The sequence below is a fragment of the Cellulomonas aerilata genome, assembly GCF_007991755.1.
Taxonomy (GTDB): domain Bacteria; phylum Actinomycetota; class Actinomycetes; order Actinomycetales; family Cellulomonadaceae; genus Pengzhenrongella; species Pengzhenrongella aerilata.
Genome location: NZ_BJYY01000001.1, coordinates 417,895 through 437,217, shown reverse-complemented (window position 1 = coordinate 437,217; position 19,323 = coordinate 417,895). Strand labels below are relative to the sequence as shown.

18 protein-coding genes and 1 tRNA gene are annotated in these 19,323 nt (G+C 75.4%); 8 read left to right on the top strand and 11 right to left on the bottom strand.

From position 1 onward, the window contains the following. Positions 1 to 6: 6 nt before the first annotated feature. Positions 7 to 567 carry a GNAT family N-acetyltransferase gene (locus CAE01nite_RS01910; RefSeq protein ID WP_146899082.1) on the bottom strand — a complete coding sequence of 187 codons (561 nt, stop codon included), beginning with the start codon at positions 565 to 567 and terminating at the stop codon, positions 7 to 9. Positions 568 to 659: 92 nt separating this feature from the next. Here CAE01nite_RS01910 and CAE01nite_RS01905 point away from each other — a divergent pair, with 92 nt between their 5' ends. Both CAE01nite_RS01905 and CAE01nite_RS01900 read left to right on the top strand, forming a co-directional pair. Further along, a complete protein-coding gene (locus CAE01nite_RS01905; protein WP_146899078.1) occupies positions 660 to 956 on the top strand; it encodes a type II toxin-antitoxin system VapB family antitoxin in 297 nt (98 codons plus the stop codon). A gap of 64 nt (positions 957 to 1,020) precedes the next feature. Further along, positions 1,021 to 1,656 carry a LytR C-terminal domain-containing protein gene (locus tag CAE01nite_RS01900; RefSeq protein WP_146899075.1) on the top strand — a complete coding sequence of 212 codons (636 nt, stop codon included), beginning with the start codon at positions 1,021 to 1,023 and terminating at the stop codon, positions 1,654 to 1,656. A gap of 17 nt (positions 1,657 to 1,673) precedes the next feature. On the opposite strand, the gene CAE01nite_RS01895 is transcribed toward CAE01nite_RS01900, so the two are convergent. Then, positions 1,674 to 2,984 carry a uracil-xanthine permease family protein gene (locus CAE01nite_RS01895; protein ID WP_146899072.1) on the bottom strand — a complete coding sequence of 437 codons (1,311 nt, stop codon included), beginning with the start codon at positions 2,982 to 2,984 and terminating at the stop codon, positions 1,674 to 1,676. Positions 2,985 to 3,189: 205 nt separating this feature from the next. On the opposite strand from CAE01nite_RS01895, the gene CAE01nite_RS01890 reads away from it, so the two are divergent. After that, on the top strand, positions 3,190 to 4,572 hold the full coding sequence (locus tag CAE01nite_RS01890) for a glycosyltransferase 87 family protein (protein WP_186816375.1): 1,383 nt from the start codon (positions 3,190 to 3,192) through the stop codon (positions 4,570 to 4,572). Here CAE01nite_RS01890 and CAE01nite_RS01885 read toward each other — a convergent pair. Next, positions 4,569 to 5,516, bottom strand: a complete 948-nt coding sequence (locus CAE01nite_RS01885) for an LLM class F420-dependent oxidoreductase (RefSeq protein WP_146899067.1) — start codon at positions 5,514 to 5,516, stop codon at positions 4,569 to 4,571. The two genes, CAE01nite_RS01890 and CAE01nite_RS01885, sit on opposite strands and share 4 nt — an antisense overlap. Before the next feature lie 139 nt (positions 5,517 to 5,655). Here CAE01nite_RS01885 and CAE01nite_RS01880 point away from each other — a divergent pair, with 139 nt between their 5' ends. Further along, positions 5,656 to 6,468: a hypothetical protein gene (locus tag CAE01nite_RS01880; protein WP_146899065.1), complete on the top strand. Its 813-nt coding sequence runs from the start codon at positions 5,656 to 5,658 to the stop codon at positions 6,466 to 6,468. A gap of 94 nt (positions 6,469 to 6,562) precedes the next feature. Further along, positions 6,563 to 7,963, top strand: a complete 1,401-nt coding sequence (locus CAE01nite_RS01875; protein ID WP_146899062.1) for a dihydrolipoyl dehydrogenase family protein — start codon at positions 6,563 to 6,565, stop codon at positions 7,961 to 7,963. A gap of 6 nt (positions 7,964 to 7,969) precedes the next feature. Here CAE01nite_RS01875 and CAE01nite_RS01870 read toward each other — a convergent pair whose 3' ends face one another. The 4 genes from CAE01nite_RS01870 to CAE01nite_RS01855 all read right to left on the bottom strand — a co-directional run bounded on the left by CAE01nite_RS01870 (position 7,970) and on the right by CAE01nite_RS01855 (position 11,231). Beyond that, complete coding sequence (locus CAE01nite_RS01870; protein ID WP_146899059.1) at positions 7,970 to 8,905, bottom strand: Fpg/Nei family DNA glycosylase; 936 nt, start codon at positions 8,903 to 8,905, stop codon at positions 7,970 to 7,972. Positions 8,906 to 8,956: 51 nt separating this feature from the next. Then, entirely contained in the window at positions 8,957 to 9,370 is a 414-nt protein-coding gene (locus tag CAE01nite_RS01865) for a VOC family protein (RefSeq protein WP_146899056.1), read from the bottom strand. Between the two features lie 96 nt (positions 9,371 to 9,466). Continuing rightward, positions 9,467 to 10,582, bottom strand: a complete 1,116-nt coding sequence (locus tag CAE01nite_RS01860; protein WP_146899054.1) for an NAD(P)/FAD-dependent oxidoreductase — start codon at positions 10,580 to 10,582, stop codon at positions 9,467 to 9,469. Next, positions 10,575 to 11,231: a DUF1684 domain-containing protein gene (locus CAE01nite_RS01855; protein ID WP_146899051.1), complete on the bottom strand. Its 657-nt coding sequence runs from the start codon at positions 11,229 to 11,231 to the stop codon at positions 10,575 to 10,577. Before CAE01nite_RS01855 ends, CAE01nite_RS01860 begins: the two co-directional genes overlap by 8 nt. A 292-nt stretch (positions 11,232 to 11,523) precedes the next feature. Here CAE01nite_RS01855 and CAE01nite_RS01850 point away from each other — a divergent pair, with 292 nt between their 5' ends. Then, entirely contained in the window at positions 11,524 to 13,554 is a 2,031-nt protein-coding gene (locus tag CAE01nite_RS01850; RefSeq protein WP_146899048.1) for a PxKF domain-containing protein, read from the top strand. Between the two features lie 101 nt (positions 13,555 to 13,655). On the opposite strand, the gene CAE01nite_RS01845 is transcribed toward CAE01nite_RS01850, so the two are convergent. Then, a tRNA-Ser gene (locus CAE01nite_RS01845) sits at positions 13,656 to 13,745 on the bottom strand. Positions 13,746 to 13,837: 92 nt separating this feature from the next. Further along, complete coding sequence (locus tag CAE01nite_RS01840; RefSeq protein WP_146899045.1) at positions 13,838 to 16,078, bottom strand: putative bifunctional diguanylate cyclase/phosphodiesterase; 2,241 nt, start codon at positions 16,076 to 16,078, stop codon at positions 13,838 to 13,840. 197 nt (positions 16,079 to 16,275) lie between these two features. Between CAE01nite_RS01840 and CAE01nite_RS01835 the strand changes: the two genes are divergently transcribed. After that, the gene (locus tag CAE01nite_RS01835; protein WP_146899042.1) at positions 16,276 to 17,130 is read left to right on the top strand and encodes an NAD-dependent protein deacetylase; all 855 of its coding nucleotides are present in this window, start codon (positions 16,276 to 16,278) and stop codon (positions 17,128 to 17,130) included. Between the two features lie 49 nt (positions 17,131 to 17,179). Here CAE01nite_RS01835 and tadA read toward each other — a convergent pair whose 3' ends face one another. Beyond that, entirely contained in the window at positions 17,180 to 17,641 is a 462-nt protein-coding gene (gene tadA / locus CAE01nite_RS01830) for a tRNA adenosine(34) deaminase TadA (protein ID WP_281285541.1), read from the bottom strand. Positions 17,642 to 17,682: 41 nt separating this feature from the next. Here tadA and upp point away from each other — a divergent pair, with 41 nt between their 5' ends. Further along, positions 17,683 to 18,318, top strand: a complete 636-nt coding sequence (upp, locus tag CAE01nite_RS01825) for a uracil phosphoribosyltransferase (protein WP_146899039.1) — start codon at positions 17,683 to 17,685, stop codon at positions 18,316 to 18,318. 112 nt (positions 18,319 to 18,430) lie between these two features. Here upp and CAE01nite_RS01820 read toward each other — a convergent pair whose 3' ends face one another. Continuing rightward, positions 18,431 to 19,285, bottom strand: a complete 855-nt coding sequence (locus CAE01nite_RS01820; RefSeq protein ID WP_146899036.1) for a MetQ/NlpA family ABC transporter substrate-binding protein — start codon at positions 19,283 to 19,285, stop codon at positions 18,431 to 18,433. Positions 19,286 to 19,323: the final 38 nt, after the last annotated feature.

Sequence of the window (19,323 nt, the reverse complement as noted above, 5' to 3'; positions counted from 1 at the left end):
CGGGCGTCAGGCGGTGCGCGCCGACGCCGGCCGGACCGGCCTGACCATCCCGAGCAGGGCGAGGTCCGGCCGGCGCGGGACGCCGAACCGCTCGTCGTCGTAGGGGAAGTCGTACCGCTCGCCGGTGAGCGTGAACCCGCACCGCTCGTACCAGGCCTGCAGCTCGGGCCGGTGGTTCAGGACGGTGATCTGCAGGCTCGTCGCCCGCCACCGGTCGCGCGCGAACGCCTCGGCGGCGTCGAGCATGCCGCGCCCGACGCCGCGCCCCTGCGCCGTCGGCCGGACGGCGAACATCCCGAGGTAGGCGGCGTCCTCGCGGCGCTCCAGGTGGCAGCAGGCGAACGGCGCGCCGGCGTCGTCCTCGGCGAGCAGCACGACGGCGTCCGCCAGGCCGACGACGTGGCGGATCATCGCGGCGTCGGCGCGCCGGCCGCCGACGAGGTCGGCCTCGGTGGTCCAGCCGCGGCGGCTCTCCTCGCTGCGGTACGCGGAGTGCACCAGGTCAGAGACCGCCTCGGCGTCCGCGACGGTCGCCGGACGGACGGCGAGGGACGGGGTGGGCACCATGACGCCATCATGCCCACGCCGGTCCCCTGATCGGGCCACGACGTGCGCGTCAGCCGGGGGTGTCACATGAGTCGCGACCTAGACTGACGCCCGTGATCTTCAAGGCCGTGGGCGAGGGGCGCCCGTACCCCGACCACGGCCTGGTGAGCACCCGGCAGTGGGCGCAGGTGCCGCCCCGCCAGGTCCGGCTCGACGAGCTCGTCACCACCAAGCGCACCCTCGACCTCGGCAGCCTGCTCTCCGACGACTCCACCTTCTACGGCGACCTGTTCGCGCACGTCGTGTCCTACCGCGGCGTGCTGTACCTGGAGGACGGCCTGCACCGGGCGGTGCGGGCGGCCCTGCAGCAGCGACCCGTGCTCCACGCACGCGTCCTCGTCCTCGAGTGAGCCCGCGTCGTCCCGCCCCCCGGACCGACCTCGCGACGGCACCGGCATCGGCTAGGTTCTGCGCGTGAGCGCGCCGGGGGTCACCGACCGTGACCGAGCGCTGCGCCGCCGGCACAAGCACGAGCGACAGGCCGTCGTCTTCGGCGTGCTGATCGCCGCGCTCGCCGTCGCCGGTCTGGGCGCGGTCGCGGTGTGGACGGGCGGGATCGAGGGGCCGTTCAGCCGTCCCTTCACGACCAAGGCCCCCACTCCGGGCGCCTCCGTCGTCCCGCCGCCGTGCCCCCCGGACGGCACCCTCCCGGTCGCCTACGGGCAGATCCAGGTCCAGGTCCTCAACGCGACCGACCGGGCCGGCCTGGCCGGCGACACCGCCGCCGCGCTGACCGCCCGGGGCTTCGGGGTCCTGGCGACCGGGAACTCCCCGTCGCCGGTGCTCGGGGTCGCCCGGATCAGCTTCGGCGCCGCCGGCGTCCCGGCCGCGTACACGCTCGCCGCGCACGTCCAGGGCGCGAGCCTGGTGCTCGACAACCGGCAGGACGCCACGGTCGACCTGGCCGTGGGCTCGGAGTGGGTCAGCCTGCTGGACCCGGGCGTGGTCGCGCTGGACCCGAACGCGCCGCTCGTGGGCCAGCCGGGGTGCCTGCCGCTCGACCAGGCGCAGGCCGCCGTCGCGGCAGCGGCCGCACCCGCCGCGGGCTGACCGGCCGCGCCCGCACCTCAGTGGTGCAGCTCGGCGCCCCCCGGGACCGACGCCGGGCTGGCCGGCTCCTGGCTGGTGCCGCGCCAGCGGGCCAGCGCCCGCATGAGGTGGTAGATCCCGATCGCGGCGGCGGTGCCCAGCGCGATCCCGCCGAACTCCACGTCGCCCGCCGCCCAGGTGAAGTTGGCGATGCCGACGACGAGCGCGACCGCGGCGGTGGTGAGGTTGACCGGGTCGGAGAAGTCGACGCGGTTCTGGACCCAGATGCGCGCGCCGAGGATGCCGATCATCCCGTAGAGCATCGTGGTGGCCCCGCCCAGGACACCGGCGGGGATGGTCGCGATGAGCTCGCCGAACTTCGGCGACATGCTCAGGACGAGCGCGGCCGCGGCGGCGACCCAGTACGCGGCCGTCGAGTAGACGCGCGTCGCCGCCATCACTCCGATGTTCTCCGCGTACGTCGTCGTGCCCGACCCGCCGCCGACACCGGCGAGGCCGGTCGCCAGGCCGTCGGCCAGCAGCGCACGGCCGAGGAGCGGGTCCAGGTCCCGGCCGGTCATCGCCGCGACGGACTTCACGTGCCCGACGTTCTCCGCGACGAGGACGAAGACGACGGGGGCGAACAGGCCCAGGACGGACAGGTCGAGCTCGGGGGTCGTGAACTGCGGCAGGCCGAACCAGGAGGCGTCCGCGACCTCCGCAAAGCTCACCTCGTCCCGCAGCCACGCGACGACGTACCCGATCAGCACGCCGACCAGGATGGCCAGCCGGCCGAGGATGCCGCGGAACAGCACGGTGACGGCGATGATGGCGAGCAGCGTGACCAGCGCCGTGACCGGCGCCTCCTGGAAGCTGTCCCGCGCGGTGGGCGCCAGGTTCAGGCCGATCAGCGCGACGATCGTCCCGGTGACCACCGGCGGCATGAGCGCGTCGATCCAGCGCGACCCCACCGCCTGGACGAGCAGCCCGACGGCGGCGAGCAGGACGCCGGCCAGGAGCACCCCGCCCAGGGCGACCCCCGGCCCGCCGGACTCCTTCGCCGCGGCGATGGGGGCGAGGAACGCGAACGAGGAGCCCAGGTAGCTGGGCAGCCGGTTGCGGGTGAGCAGCAGGAACAGCGCGGTGCCCACCGCCGAGAAGAACAGCGTGGTCGCGGGCGAGAAGCCGGTGATGTTGGGGACCAGGAACGTCGCCCCGAACATCGCCACGACGTGCTGCAGGCCGATCCCGGTCGTCCGCGGCCAGCTCAGCCGCTCCTCGGGCCGCACGACCTCGCCGACGCCGACCGTGCGCCCGTCGCCGTGCAGGCGCCATCCGATGCCGCTCATCGCGCGTCTCCCTCGTGCTCGATCCGCGCGGCCGTCGGCCACGCCGGGTGGGACCACCCGGGGGCGGACCGCCACGCAGGGTAGCGACCCCCGGTCCGGCGCTGCGCCGCCGTGCCGAGACGCGGGCGGGCGGCCGCCGCGGGGGGCCGCGGGTGCTGTGCCATGCTCGGCCCGACCGGTCGGACCCGCACGCGCAGGAGGCATCGTGACCCCCGCGGTCGAGCCCTCCCCCGTGCGGGCGGGCGGCCGCGAGCGCCGCACCTCGACGCCCCCCGGTGCCGTCCACCGGCTGGGCCGCTCCCGGATTGCGCTGTGGGCGGCGTTCGCGGTCGTGCACGGCTGGCTGGCGCTGCTCGGCGTCGTGCTCATCCCCGCCCGCGGCTTCTGGGACGTCGACCTGTACCGCTGGTGGGCCACGCTCGCGCTCGACGGCGGCCGGTGGCCGGTGCTGGACGACCCGTGGGTCTACCCCGCCGGGGCGCTCGGCCCGGTGCTGGCGCCCGCGCTGACCGGCGTGCGCAGCACCAGCGGCTACGCCACCGGGTGGTGCGTGATGGTGACCGTGCTGGACGCCGTCGCCGTCGCCGTCCTGCTCCGGGCGTCGGCCGCACGTGCGGGCGCCCGGCCGCAGCCCACGGCCACGGGGACCGGCGGCCCCGACCCGCGCGGCGTCCCCGTCGGCGCGTGGTGGTGGCTGGCGTTCCTGCCCCTGCTCGGGCCCGTGGCGATGGGCCGGCTCGACGCCGTCGTCGCGCCGGTCACGGTGGTCGCCCTCGCCGTCGCGGTCCGGCGACCGCGGGTCGCCGCCGCGCTGCTCACCGTCGGCGCGTGGATCAAGGTGGCACCCGGCGCGCTGGTCGTCCCGCTCGCGGCCGCCGCCCGGCGGCCGGTGCGCGACGTCGTCGTGCCGGCGGCGGTGGTGTGCGCGGCCGTGGTCGGGCTCGTCGCCGCAGGCGGCGGCCTCGCACGGGTGACCGGCTTCCTCACCGAGCAGTCCGAGCGCGGCCTGCAGCTGGAGTCCGTCGCGGCGACGCCGTGGGTCGTCGCCGGGCTCGTGGACGACCGGGTGCGCATCGAGTTCGACACCGAGATCGTGACCTGGGAGGTCGCCGGCCCGGGCACCGGGGTCGCGCTCGCGGTGCTCGACGTGGCGCTGCCGCTCGCGCTCGGCGCCCTGGGCGCCCTCCTCGTGGTCGCGCGCCGCCGGCCGCAAACCGACCCGGTCGCGATGCTGCTGTGGGGCTCGCTCGCGGCGTCGGTGCTGCTCATCGCGGCGAACAAGGTCGGCTCACCGCAGTTCGTCGGGTGGCTCGCCGCCCCGGTCGCGGTCGCGCTCACCGTCGCCCCGTCCCGGGCGTGGTCCCGGGTCGGCGCGGCGGTGCTCGGCACCGCCGCGCTGACCCAGCTCGTGTTCCCGCTCGGCGCGGACGGCCTGCCGACCGGGGACCCCGCGGTCACCGCCGTCCTGGTCGTGCGCAACGCGGCCCTGGTCGCCCTGGCGGTGGTCGCGGTCCGCGGAGTCATGCGCAGCGTCGTCCGGGACGTCGTGCCCGGTGCCGCCGCCGGGACGGTCGGGCGGGGGTCCTAGGCGACCTGCGGCATGACCTCCGCGGCGACCAGCTCCAGGTGGTCGAGGTCCTGCAGGTCCATGACCTGCAGGTAGACGCGGCTCGCACCCATCTCCGCCAGCGCACCGAGGGTGTCGACCGCCTCGGAGACCGTGCCGGCGACGCCGTGCTCGCGCAGCTCGGCCGGCTCCCGGCCGATCGCGGCCGCGCGGCGGGTGACCTCGGCCTCGTCGGCCCCGACGCACACGATGAGCGCGACCGAGTACGTCAGGCTCCCGGGGTCGCGGCCCGCCTCCTCGCAGGCGGCGCGCACGGCGGCGAACCGCTCGGGGACGTCGTGCTTCTCCGGGAACGCGGCGTTGTACTCGGTGGCGAACCGGGCGGCCAGGGCCGGCGTCCGGCGGGGGCCGTTGCCGCCGACGATGACCGGCACCCCGGCCCGGGACGGGTCCAGCGGCGAGGTCTGCACCGGCTTGGGCAGGGCCGGGGAGTCGGTCAGCGTGTAGTGCGTGCCCGCGTGGTCGAAGCGCTCCCCGACCGGCGTGCCCCACAGCCCCGTGACGATCTCGAGCTGCTCGGTGAGCAGCCCGAACCGCTTGTGCGGGAACGGGATGCCGTACGCCGCATGCTCCTCGGCGAACCAGCCGGCGCCCAGCCCGAGCTCGACCCGCCCGCCGGACATCTGGTCGACCTGCGCGACCTGGACGGCCAGCACGCCCGGGTGCCGGAACGTCGCCGACGTGACCAGCGTCCCGAGCCGGATGCGGGACGTCTCGCGCGCCAGCCCGGCCAGTGTCGTCCACGCGTCGGTCGGCCCGGGCATCGGGTCGCCGTCCCCCATCCGCAGGTAGTGGTCGGAGCGGAAGAACGCGTCGAAGCCCAGCCGCTCGGTGGCCTGCGCGACGGCGAGGAGGTCGTCGTAGGTGGCGCCCTGCTGGGGTTCGGTGAAGATGCGGAGATCCATGCGCCCACCCTGCACGACGACGTCGTGGAGCGCCCGGGCGGCCACCAGGGCTCGACCGCCGGTCCGCGGGGGCGCCTGCCGGTCGTCCGGTGGTCGGTGGTGGTGCGTGGGCGCCCGCCCGACGCGCGAAGATCTCCCCATGACTGCGACGCGCACCGGCTCCGCGATCACCGCGATGTGGGCGTGGGACAACCCGGTGGACCCCGCCGACGACCCGCGCGGCCGTGGGTACGCCCCGGCCGCGGCCGACCGGCTCGCCGCCTTCGCCCGCGCCGGGCAGCTCCGCGAGGTGCACCTGCTGGCGCCGTCCGGTCCGGCCGGCGGGGTGGTCGACGCGTGGGCCGCGGAGGCCGTGGCCGCGCTGCACGCCGAGGGCGTCCGCGTCACCGCCGTCTCCGGCGTCAGCGGCGCGACGCCGCGGTGGACCGAGGCCGTGCTCGCCCTCGCGCCGTTCGACCGGCTGCAGGTCGTGGTGCTGCCCTGGGCCGCGCCGGCACCGGGCCGGTCCGTGGCGGACCTGGGGACCGCACTGGCCGCCGCGCTGACGGCCGTCCGTGGTGCGGGCGGCGGCCTGCCGGTGGACGCGAGCGTGCCGTGGTGGTTCGCGACGGGTGACGGCGCGACGGGTGGCGCCCTGGAGGCGCTCGTGCCGCTCGCGGACCGGGTCGCGCTGGCCGCCCCGGCCCCGCGGGCGCACGGCGAGGGCGGGATCCTCGAGCTGGCCGCACCGGCCGTCGCGACGCTGGGCGCGGCCGGGCGGCCCTTCATGGTCGCGGTGCAGACCGACGCCCCCGACATCGCCGGCGGCGCCGACCGGACGTTCTTCGACGAGGGCCCGGTCGCGCTCATCCGCGAGTGCGCGCTGGTCGGCCAGGCGCTCGGCGAGGTCCCCGGGTTCGAGGGCGTCGCCGTCAAGGCGCACCGCGCGTGGCGGCGGCTGCTGGGCGTCTAGGCCGGCGCCGGTCCGGCAGCCGCCGAGTGCACCGCGCACGGACCGCTGCGGTGTCGGGTCGCCCGAAGCCCGCGGGCCCGCCACAGTGGGCGCCGTGAACGACACCTTCGACGTCCTGGTCATCGGCGCAGGGCCTGCCGGCACCTCCGCCGCCCTGCGCGCCGCCGAGCTGGGGGCGCGGGTGGGCGTCGTCGAGGGCGGCTCGCGCACCGGTGGCACGTGCGTCAACACGGGCTGCGTGCCGACGCGGGTGCTGGCCAAGACCGCGCGGCTCATGCGTGAGGTCCGCACCGCCGACACCTACGGCATCACGGTCACCGAGCAGGCGATCAGCTGGCGGACCACCGTCGCCCGGGTGCGGTCGACGGTCCAGCGCGTGCTCGACGTCAAGGACGAGCCGGACCGGCTCGCCGCCGCCGGCGTGGAGCTCATGCTCGGCCACCGCGCCCGGTTCGTCGGCCCGCACGAGCTGGAGCTGGAGGGCTCGGGGCGGCGGGTGCGCGGCGAGTCGATCATCCTGTGCGTGGGCGGCCACTCGCGCCGGCTGCCGATCCCGGGGGCGGAGCTGGCCACGGTGCCCGAGCAGGTGCTCGACCTCCACGAGGTCCCGCGCCGCCTCGCCGTCATCGGCGCCGGCAACACCGGGGCGCAGCTGGTCACGATCTTCAGCGCGTTCGGCAGCCAGGTGACCCTGCTCGAGGTGGCGCCGCGGATCCTCGCGCCCGCGGACGCGGACGTCTCGGCCGAGGTGACCCGCGCGTTCACCGAGCAGGGCGTCCGCGTGGTCACGGGGGTGGAGACTGTCGAGTCGCTGGCCAGGACCGACGTCGGGATCGCACTCACCTGGCAGGCGGGCGGCGAGCAGCACCGCGCGACGTTCGACGTCGTCGTGATGGCGACGGGCTGGCCCGCGTCGATCGAGGGCCTCGGCCTCGAGGCCGCCGGTGTGCACGCCGAGCGCGGTCGCATCCCGGTGGACGAGTACCTGCGCACCGACGTCGAGCACATCTACGTGGCCGGCGACGCCGACGGGGAGTCGATGCTCGTGCAGGCCGCGCACTCCGAGGCGGAGGCCGCCGCCCGGAACGCCGTGCTCGGCGCGACCCGGCGCGCGTCCCACCACCTGCTGCCGTCCGGCGGGTTCACCGACCCGGACTACGCCGGCGTCGGCCTGACCGAGGACCAGGCGCGCGAGCGGGACCGCGACTGCCTGGTGGCGACGGTGCCGTACGCGAGCATGGAGCGCGCGATCATCGACGACCGGCCGCGGGGGTTCCTCAAGCTGGTCGCGGACCGCCGTCGTGAGCTGCTGCTCGGCGCGCACGCGGTCGGCGAGAACGCGGTCGAGGTGATCCAGGCGGTGACCACGGCGATGGCCGCGGGCGTCGACGTCGCCACGCTCGCCAAGGTCGAGTTCGCCTACCCCACCTACAGCGCCGTGATCGGCGTCGCAGCCCGGCGGCTGCTCGCCCAGCCGGCGACGCCCGAGGGCTGACGCCGGTCAGGGACCGGCCTGGCAGGTCGGGCACCAGTACAGGTTGCGGGTCGCCATCGTCTCCACCGCGATCGCCGTCCCGCACACCCGGCACGGCTCCCCGGTGCGCTTGTAGACCCAGTGCCGCTCGCCGACGTCGGCCAGCGCGAGCGCCCGGCCCTCCGCGGTGTCGTCCCCGCGGGTGACCATCGCGCCGGTGCGGATGCCGTCCGCGAGCAGGCCCACCCAGTCGCGCCACAGCTCACGGGCGACCTCCGCGGGGATCCGCCGGCCGGACGTGTGCGGCTCGATGCGGGCACGGAACAGCATCTCGGCGCGGTAGACGTTGCCGATCCCGGCCACCACCGCCTGGTCCATGAGCAGCTGACCCACCGGCACGGCGCGTCCGGTCAGCCGCCGGACGAACTCGTCCTCGGCCACCGGCCCCGGGTCGTGCACCGGGTCGGGCCCCAGGCGCGCGATCGCGGAGGCCACCTCCGCCTCGCCGAGCACCTCGCACGCCGTCGGGCCCCGCAGGTCCGCGGCGCTCTTCTCGGTCAGCAGGCGCACGCGCACCTGGCCCACCGGGGCCGGCGGGAAGTCGGCGTCGGCGTCGGCGTCGGCAGGGTCGACCGGACGCTCGCCCTCGCCCATGCGCAACGTCCGCGCCACCCGAGGCGCCCCGAGGCTGCCGCGGGCCTCGTCGCCGCCGGCGATGGGCGAGATGCGCCCGTGGAAGTCCCAGGCGCCGTACAGGCCGAGGTGGACGCGCAGCCAGCGGTCCCGGTCGAAGCCGAGGAACAGCTGCTTGCCGACGGCCCGCGCCTGCGTCATGACCGCGCCGTCGAGCAGCGCCGCGCCCGCGGCGAACCGGCCCTGCGGCGAGCTCACGGCGACCCGCTCGCCGACGAAGTCCGCGCGGAACTGCAGGGCGATCCGGTGGACGGTGTGTCCCTCTGGCACGGCGAGGACGTTACGCCGCGCCCGCGCGTCCGGCGCGCGGGGTGGCGCGCGTCAGACCCCGCCGACGACGACCATCCGGTTGCCGTCGGGGTCGCGCACGACGAACATCGGCGGCGTCCCCGGGATGTCCAGGACGTCGTCGGCGTCCGCGCCCGCCGCGCGCAGCGTCGCGTGGTCGGCCGCCACGTCCAGGCTGGCGAGGCGGATGCCGGTGTCGACACCGGCCGGCGACCCGTCCTCCGGTGCGGCGAGGCCCACCGTGGTCGCGCCGCCTGCGGGTGCCACCTCCACCCAGCGCAGCGCGCCACCGCCGCCGCCGCCGCCGCCGCCGAAGGTGACGTCCATGCGGACCTCGAAGCCGAGGGTGCCGACGTAGAACTCCAGGGCGCGGTCCACGTCGGTCACGCGGACGAGGACCGCGTGCAGCGCCGTGATGTGGGTCCGACGCGTCGTGCTCGTGTCCATGGCTGCCTCCTGGTGGTCCGACAGGTGTGCTGACAGGTCCTCACGACGGGCAGACCCCGGTCGGGCCGCCCGCTCATCGGCAGGCCGGTCGGGTGCTCAGGCGAACCGGTCGGGCCGGAAGCGCGCGAGCAGCGGGCTCGGCTGCGCGTCGACGACCTCGTCCGCGAGCAGCTCCCCGGCGACCAGCCCGAGCGTCGCACCGCTGTGCGTGAACGCGACGACCAGACCGCGCACGCCCGGCACCGGACCGAGCACGGGCTCGCCGTCCCCCGGGATCGGCTTTCGCCCCGCGCCCCACGACTCGGGCTCGGGCGCCGGGCCGGACAGGACGGCGGCGGCCTCCTGCAGCAGACCCTCGACCGTGGAGTCCCGCACGTCGAAGCCGCCGTCGTCCCGGGCCACCACCTCCCGCTCGGCCCACCCGGCGTCCACCACCAGCGCGCCGCCCGGCGCCGGCCGGACCGCGACCCGTGGGGTGTTGAGCACCGCGCGCAGCCCACCGGCGACCGGCCGGGTCCGCACCAGCAGCGCCGGCGTCGTGGCGTCCGGGACCGTGACGCCGAGCCCCGCCACGGTGGCCGGCACGTCGGCACCGGTCGCCAGCACGACGACGTCGGCGCCGAGCACGTCCCCGGACGGCAGCCGGACGCCCGTGGCGCGGTCCCCCGTCACCACCACCCGGGCCGGACCGGCACCGGTGAGCACCTGCCCGCCGCCGGCGCGCACCCGGTCGCCCAGGTGGTCGATCACGGACGGCAGGTCGACCCAGCCCTCGTCCGGCGTCGCGACGGCCCCCTCGTCCGGGACAGCGGCCGGGTCGACACCGGGGAACCGGGCGGCGACGTCGTCGCGGGTCACCCACTCGGCCGCGTACCCGACGCCGCGCATGTGCTCGAACGCCTCCCGATGGTGCTGCGCCTCGCCCGGCGCGGCCCACGCCAGCCCGCCGTCGAACCGCAGCCACGGCGGGGACCCGGCCCGGACCGCCAGCGCCCGGTACCGCTCCAGGCCCGCCAGGCGCAGCCGGTGGTAGTCCGCCGACCGCTGCGCGAACGAGTTGAGCCAGGACAGCGACCGGCCCGAGGCGCCGCTGCCCAGCGCCCCGTCGGTGACCAGCGTGACGTCGGCGCCGCGGTCGACCAGGTGGGCCGCGGTGGAAACCCCCAGCACCCCGCCCCCCACGACGACGACGCGGGGCCCGCCCTCAGCCACGGGCCACGCCGTCCGCGAGGCCCACGCCACCGTGGGCGTCCGCGGCGTGCCGCTCGCCGACCGGCACAGGGGCGGCGAGCGTGTTGCCCGGACCCGGCAACGGGCACGCCCACGCGTCGTCGTACGCGCACGACGGCTGGTACGCGAAGTTGAGGTCGAGCACCAGCCCGTCCAGGCCGCCGCCCAGATCCGCGCCCTTGACGCTGTCGAGCAGGTACCGCCCGCCGCCGTAGGTGGTGCGTGCGCTGGTGGCGTCCCGCAGCGGCACGAAGAGCCCGCCGCCGTAGACCGCCACCCACCACACGTCCAGGCTGCCCAGCGCGGGCAGGTCCACCCGGCCGACGCGCTCCATCGGCACGACACCGTCCGTGCCGGTCGCCACGTCCCGGCGCGCGGGCTCCACGTCGAGGTCGACCGGGACGACGAACCGGTACGCCGGGTCGTAGGGCGCCACCGGCGCCCCCGCGAAGGACGGCCGCTCGGCAGCGGGCACGGGTGACGCGGGGTGCGTGCCCAGCAGGCCGTCGCGTCCCGCGACCCACACCGCGTGCGCCCGCGCGGGGACCACCTCCGCGCGGACGGCGTCGTACAGGTCCTGCACCCGGCGCCGCCAGTCCAGGACGTCCCAGCGTGACGCGTCGATGCTCATGGGCCCACTGTGCCCCACCCCCGGCGACAGCCCCGGGTGGGACCGGGCGCAGGGCCCCGGGCAGGCGCGCCGGACGCCCGGTCGAGCGTTTTCACGTCCCGTTCACACCCTCCCGGAAGAGTCGGTCCTGCCGGTGACACCCCCGGCCCCCCACCCCCAGCACCCACCCGGTGCGCGCCCGAACGAGGAGCAGCGACACGTGCCCCAGCCGATCACCCCGCAGGTCGATGCAGGTTCCCGTCGTGCGTCCTCCGGGCCGCGCCTCGTCACCGCGCTCCGCCGCGGTGCCGCCGTGACCGTCATCTCCCTCCTCGGTGTCACGGCCGGAGGCGCGGCGTACGCCGACGACATCTACAACACGATCGACGGCATCACGGCTGCCACGGCGATCGACACCGAGGCCGAGGTCATGCCGCTCGCCTCCGGCGGCAACGACGGCACCACCACGCTGCGCGTCCAGGCCCGCAACAGCGACATCGACGGCTTCGAGGGCTGCAACATGAACAAGGGCCCGGTCACGTTCTCGATCCAGTCGAGCAACCCCGCGGTGGCCACGGTGGAGCCCACCTCGGTCCAGTTCACCGCGTGCACCCCGCTGAAGGGTCCGGTCCAGGAGAAGACCCTCACCGTCAAGCCGGTCGGCGCCGGCAGCGCCACCATCACCGCGACCGTGGTCGTGAACCCCTCCCCGGGGTCCTTCAACACCGTGCCGGCCACCTTCCGGGTCGACGTGGCGCCTCCGCCCAACAGCCCGCCCACGGTCACGGTCGTCAACGTCGACTCCGGTGCCCACTACGTCAAGGGCACGGACGTCCCCACGCCCATGTGCAAGGTCGTCGACGCCGAGGACGGCACGTTCCAGTTCGCGCCGGCCATGTCCCGCCCCGCGCCGCAGCTGCCCGACGGTCTCGGCGAGCGGGTGGCCAAGTGCACCTACACCGACACCCGCGGAGCCACCGCCGTCTCGTCCGCCTCGTACTTCATCGAGGACGGCGACGCACCGGTCGTGCGGTACATCCTCAGCGAGCCGGCGCCGGCGAACGGCTGGTACCGCCACGAGATCGCGCTCGACTGGGTCGTCACGGAGCCGCAGTCGCCGGGGACCCTGACCACCGAGGGCTGCGAGCGGGTGTGGGTCACCGCCGACCAGGACCTCACCGACTACACCTGCACCGCGACCAGCGCCGGCGGCACGACGTCCAAGACCTCGGAGAAGATCCGCAAGGACGCCACCGCACCGGTCGTCACCGGGACCATCGAGTCGCCGTCCGTCGAGGTGGGCGACGTGCGCTGGTACCCCGCGGCGCCGTCCATCCGGTGGGACGTCTCCGACGCGGTGTCCGGCGTCCTGGAGGGCTCGGTGAAGGAGTCCGTCACCGTCAGCGGTGAGGGACGCAACAAGATGGCCCGCACCGTCGCCACCGACAACGCCGGGAACACCGGCGGCGGCTCGGTGCAGTACATCAACATCGACGCCAGCGCCCCCGTGGTCGAGGCAGCCCTCACCAGCACGCCGGCGTCCGTCGTCAACGGCAAGGCCTGGTTCAAGGACGAGGCCAAGATCCAGGTCACCGCGACCGACCCCGAGGTGCAGCCGTCCGAGCGCGGCTCCGGCCTGGCGGACGACCCGACGGGCGAGCAGACGGTCACGGCCACCGGCGACTTCACGGCCACCGCCACGGACCACGTCGGCAACACCGGCACCTCGAACACGATCCCGGTCGCGGTCGACTCCGCCGCCCCGTCGGTCGGCGTGACCTGCCCGAAGCTGCCGCTCATCAAGAACACCTCGCTGCTCAAGGCGACCTGGACGGCATCCGACGAGGCGGCCGGCTCCGGCCTGGCGACCCCCGCCGGCGGCAGCTTCGTCCTCGACACCAAGACCGTCGGCCACCGCACCGCGACCGCCCCCACGGCGTCCGACCGGGTCGGCCACACCAGCGCAGCGGCCACCTGCGGCTACCAGGTCGTGTACCCGTTCCTCGGGTTCCTCGGCCCGGTGGACAACTTCGGGGTCTACAACAAGGTCAAGGCCGGCAGCGCCGTCCCGATGAAGTTCAGCCTCGTCGGCAACCAGGGCCTCGACGTCCTCAAGGGCGCCCCCGTGGTGACCAAGGTGACGTGCCCGGGCGGCATGAAGGTCGACGAGCTCGAGGAGACCGCGTCCAGCAGGACGGCGGCCGGCCTGACGTACGACTCGAAGAGCGGCCTGTACCAGTACACCTGGAAGACCGCGTCGACCCTGGCCGGGACCTGCCAGAAGGTCACCTTCAACCTGGCGGACGGGACCTCGCCCTCGGCGCTGTTCAGCTTCACCCGGTAGGTCGCAAGCCCCCAGAACGACAGGACCCCCCGCGGTGCGCCGGTCCGGCGCCCTGCGGGGGGTCCTGTCGTGCTGCGGGCCGACGTCGTCGGCACCGTTGCTGGCGGTAGCGGTGGGATTTGAACCCACGGTGGACTTTCACCCACACACGCTTTCGAGGCGTGCTCCTTAGGCCGCTCGGACACGCTACCTCGGCGCAGACGATACCCGGTCTGCCGGGCCCGGCCGAATCGGCGGCCGCGAGCGAGGGCACCGGTCGTCGCGCCCTCCCCTCCCGACCGCGTCACACCCGTCGGACGGGAGCCGGTCCGATCACCTCGTCGGCGGGCCCCGGTCGCCCGTGCAGGTAGCCCTGGGTGTAGTCGCACCCCGCCTCGGCGTAGAACTCCAGCTGCTCCACCGTCTCGACGCCCTCGGCGACCGTCTCGATGCCGAGGTCGGCGGCGAGCCGGACGATGGACCGCACGACGACGCGGGTGGGACGCTCGCCGAGCGTGGCGGTGAAGTCCCGGTCGAGCTTGAGCGTGTCGATCGGCAGCCGGCGCAGCCAGGTGAGCGCGGTGTTCCCGGCCCCGAAGTCGTCCAGGGCGATGCGGAAGCCGTGCTCGCGCATCCGCCGCAGCTGGTCGGTCAGCCGCTGGACGTCGGCGCCCAGCACGTCCTCGGCCACCTCCAGCTGGACGCGGGCGGGGTCCAGGCCGTACCGCTGGGCCATGCTCGCCAGGTCCTCCACGAGGGTGGGCTGGGCCAGCTGGGCTGCGGCGAGGTTGACGAAGAAGACGGGCCTGCCGGGCGCCGCCCGCCACTGCGCCGCCGACCGCAGCGCGGCGTCCAGCGCCCAGTGGCACAGCGCCGGCACCAGCCCGACCTCGCCCGCGACGGGCAGGAACCGGGCCGCCGGCAGCAGCCCGCGGCGGGGGTGGTGCCAGCGCAGCAGCGCCTCCACCCCCACGGGGACGGAGTCGGCGGTGCGCACGATCGGCTGCCAGTGCAGGGTGAGCTCGTCGTCCTCCAGCGCTCGGTGCAGCTCGCTCTCGAGGTGGATGCGGTGCAGCACGCGCTCGCGCAGCGCCGGGTCGAACACCTCCACCCGGTCCCGCCCGCGGTGCTTGGCCTCGTAGAGCGCCGCGTCGGCGTGGGCCAGGAGCGCCTCGGCGCCCGCGCTGAGCCGGTCGTCGACGTCCTCGTCGTCGTCGGCGCCGTGGTCGACCTGGGCCGGCTCGCCCGCGGCGGGGACCGTGCGGGCGACGCCGTCGTCCGTGCCGCCGTGGGTGACCATCCCGATCGACACCGTGACGTGCGTGGCGAGGTCGCCGAGGTCGTACCGCGTCCCGGCGGCGTCGGCGATGCGCCGGGCGACGCCCGTCGCGTCGGCCGGGTCCGCCAGGTGCTCCGCGACGACCACGAACTCGTCGCCGCCGAGCCGCGCGATGGACTCCCGCGGCCCGAGCGCCGACGCCATCCGGTGCGACATCTCGACGAGCAGCCGGTCGCCGGCGGAGTGCCCGAGGCTGTCGTTGAGCACCTTGAAGTTGTCCACGTCCAGCAGGAGCAGCGCGAACGGGCGGCCGCTGGCACGGCTGGCGGCGATGGCCCGGTCCAGCGCCCGGCCCAGCCAGCGGCGGTTGGGCAGGCGCGTCAGCATGTCGGTCAGCGCCTGCTGCCGCAGCCGCTGCTGCGCCTCGTGCTGCTCGGTGATGTCCAGGGCGTTGATAACCACGCCGCCGACCACGGGGTCTTCCAGCCAGTTGGTCGCCACGTACGCCACCCGGCGCGGGGACCCGTCGCCGCGCACGACCTCCGCCTCGGCGCGCGCCGTGCCGCCGCAGGGCGCGGCCAGCACCCGCGCGTAGAGGTCCTCGCCGACCGACACGTCCTGGCGTGCGCTGTAGAAGCTGCCGAACCGGGTGCCGAGCAGGGACTCGGGGTCGACGTTGAGCACCGCCCCCAGGGACGGGCTCGCGTAGGTGATCACTCGGTCCGCCGTCGTGACGAGGATCGTGTCGCTCGCGTGCTCGACCAGGCGCTGGAACCGTGCCGTCGCGACCTGCAGCTCATGCTGCGCCTGGCGCGCCTCGGTGACGTCGCGCCACAGGACGACCACGTGCCCGTCGGCCGGCACGCGCAGCACCTCACCGAGCCGCACCGGTCCCACCGCGGGGTCGGCCGCCGGCACCGTGGCGGCACCGTCCTCGCCGACCCCCAGGACGAAGTCCTCCCGCGTGGTCGCCCCGGTCACGAGCGCCGCACGGTTGCGCCCGACCAGGCGCTCGGCGAACTCCGGCGGCAGGAGCTCGCGCAGCGTGCGCCCCACGCTGCGCTCCCCCGCCAGGCCGGCCGTCAGGCCGGTGTCCGCGACGACGCGGAAGTCGACCACGTCGCCGTCCGGACCGTGCAGGGGACGCAGGAGCGTCAGGGAGTAGGTCCCCAGGGAGCCGATCGCCCGCAGGACCACCGCGAGCAGGTCGGTCGGGTAGTCGTCGAGGTTGGCGTGCGTCGGCCCCGCGCCGGGGGTCTCACCCATCAGCCATCCGCCATCCGCAGGACTCCGTCCGTCACCAGGGCCCTCGCCGCGGTCCGTGCCAGCATGCCGTACACCGGACCACCGCTCGACCGCTGACCCGGTGACGGGCGGGGCCGGCGGCGCACCGGCCCCGGCCGCCCAGGTGCCGGCCCGGGGGCGCCCGGGTGCCGGCCGGACGACCGACCTAGACTCGCTCGGTGACCGAGCCGGCCCTGGCCCCCACCGACGACCTCGACGAGGCCGTGGAGGTCCTCGCGGGTCACCGCCTGACGGTGCTGACCGGCGCCGGCATCTCCACGGACTCGGGCATCCCGGACTACCGCGGCCCCGGCTCGCCGCCCCGCACGCCGATGACCTACCAGCAGTTCGTCGGCGACCTGGCGTTCCGGCGCCACTACTGGGCCCGCAACCACGTCGGCTGGGCGCACGTGCACCGGGCCGCCCCCAACGCCGGGCACCGCGCCCTGGTCGACCTGGAGGCGCGCGGCGTCGTCCTCGGCGTCATCACCCAGAACGTGGACCTGCTGCACGAGGACGCCGGCTCCCGCAACGTCATCGACCTGCACGGCCGGTACGACCGGGTGGTGTGCCTGAGCTGCGGCACGGTCGTCCCCCGCGCCGCGCTCGCCCGGCGGCTGGACGCGCTCAACCCGGGCTTCGTGGAGTCCGTCGGCGCGGTCGCCGACATCGAGATCGCGCCCGACGCCGACGCCGTCATCGAGACCACGGCGCACTTCGTCATAGCGGACTGCGAGGCGTGCGGCGGCATCCTGAAGCCGGACATCGTCTACTTCGGGGAGAACGTCCCCAAGGAGCGGGTGCAGCGCGCGTACGCCATGGTCGACGACGCGGGCGCGCTGCTCGTGGTCGGGTCGTCGCTGACCGTGATGTCCGGCCTGCGGTTCGTCCGGCACGCGGCGAGGTCCGGCACGCCGGTCGTGATCGTCAACCGGGGCGCGACCCGCGGCGACCCGCTCGCCACGGTCAAGGTCGAGGTCGGGACGTCGGAGGCGCTCACCACCCTCGCGCGGGAGCTGCCGACGCCGGTCTGAGCGGCCGGACCGGTCGCCCGGTCGTCCTGCACCTCAGCCGTCCTGCACCTCAGCGGTGCGTCGCGAAGAACGTCCGCAGCAGCTCGCCGCACGCGTCCTCCCGCACGCCGCCGACGACCTCGACGCGGTGGTTGAGCCGGCGGTCGCGCACCACGTCCCACTGCGAGCCGCACGCACCCGCCTTGGGGTCCCACGCACCCAGCACGAGCCGCGGGACCCGGGCCAGCACGGTGGCGCCCGCGCACATGAGGCACGGCTCGAGGGTCACCACGAGGGTGCAGTCGTCCAACCGCCACCGCCCCAGCGTCGCGGCCGCCTCGCGCAGCGCCCGGACCTCGGCGTGCGCGGTCGGGTCCCCGTCGGCCTCGCGCGCGTTGCAGCCCCGGCCGACCACGCGCCCCTCGGGACCGACGACCACGGCGCCGACCGGGACGTCGTCGGTCAGCAGGGCCCGCCGCGCCTCGGCGAGGGCGTCGTCCATCCAGCGGGCGTCGTCGGGGGTCCCGGGCACCGGACCATCCTGTCCCAGCGCCCGACGGTAGGTTGGGCGCCATGCGCCTGCATGTCGCGGACCACCCGCTCGTCGCCCACAAGCTCACCGTGCTGCGGAACAAGGACACGGCGTCCCCGACGTTCCGGCTCCTGGTGGACGAGCTGGTCACCCTGCTCGCCTACGAGGCGACCCGTGAGGTCCACACGGAGCCGTACCGGATCACCACGCCCGTCACCGAGACCGTCGGCGTCAAGATCGCCGACCCGCGCCCCCTCGTGGTGCCGATCCTGCGCGCCGGCCTGGGGATGCTGGAGGGGATGACCCGGCTGCTGCCCACCGCCGAGGTCGGCTTTCTGGGCATGCAGCGCGACGAGACGACGCTCGAGGCGATCACCTACGCGAACCGGCTCCCCGAGGACCTGTCCGGCCGGCAGTGCTTCCTGCTCGACCCGATGCTGGCCACCGGCGGGACGCTGGTCGCCGCGATCGACTACCTGTTCGGGCTGGGCGCGCGCGACGTCACCGCGGTGTGCCTGCTCGCCGCCCCGGAGGGGCTCAAGGTCCTGGAGGCGGCGGTCGGCGACCGGGTGGACGTCAAGGTCGTGGTCGCCGCCGTCGACGAGCGGCTCGACGAGAACGCGTACATCGTCCCCGGGCTGGGCGACGCCGGCGACCGGCTCTACGGCGTCGTCTGACACCCGCTCCCGCCGGACGACGACGGGGCGTCACCTCCGCAGAGGTGACGCCCCGTCGTCGGTGCGGACCGTCGTGACGGCCGCCGGCGGCCCGCCCGCGGCCGCCCACGGCTCAGAACGCCGCGAGGACCTCGCCCTCGGGCCAGCGCTCCTCGATGAAGGCCTTGACCTCCGGCGAGTGGAGCAGCTCGTCGAGCTGCACGATCGACTCGTTCTCCTTGTCCTGCGAGCGCACCGCGAGGAAGTTGGCGTACGGGTTGCCCTCGCCGGACTCGATCAGCAGGGAGTCGGTGGCGGGGTTCAGGCCCGCCTCCAGCGCGAAGTTGCCGTTGATGATCGCGACGTCGACGTCCTGCAGCGCGCGCGCGAGCTGCTCGGGGGCGGTCTCGACGAACTGGAAGTCCTTGGGGTTCTCCGCGACGTCGAGCAGCGTGGGCAGCTCGTCGCCGGTGTCCTCCAGGGTCAGCAGGTCGTTGGCGACGAGCAGGTCCAGCGCACGCGCCTGGTTGCCCGGGTCGTTCGTGATGCCGAACGTGGCGCCGTCCGGGATCGCCTCGACCGTCGTGTGCTTCTCGGAGTACATCGCGTACGGCTCGATGTGCACGCCCTCGAAGTGGTCGAAGTCGTAGCCCTGCTCCTCCACCTGGGACTCGAAGTACGGCAGGTGCTGGAAGTAGTTCGCGTCGAGGTCGCCCTCCTCCAGCGCGGTGTTCGGCAGCACGTAGTCGTCGAACGTCTCGATCTCCAGGTCCAGCCCGGCGTCGGGCGCGAGCTCGGCGTCGACGAACTCGAGGATCTCCGCGTGCGGGGTGGGGCTGGCGCCGACCGTGATGGTCGTGACGCCGCCCTCCTCGGTCGGGCCGGCAGCGGCGGTGTCCTCGGCGTCGGACCCGGCGCAGCCGGTCAGCGCCAGCGCGGTCGCGGCGACGAGCGCCGCCCGGCCGATCACGTGGGTGCGGTTGGTCATGGGTGTTCCTTCCCTCGACGACCCCGGATCGGGGCCGG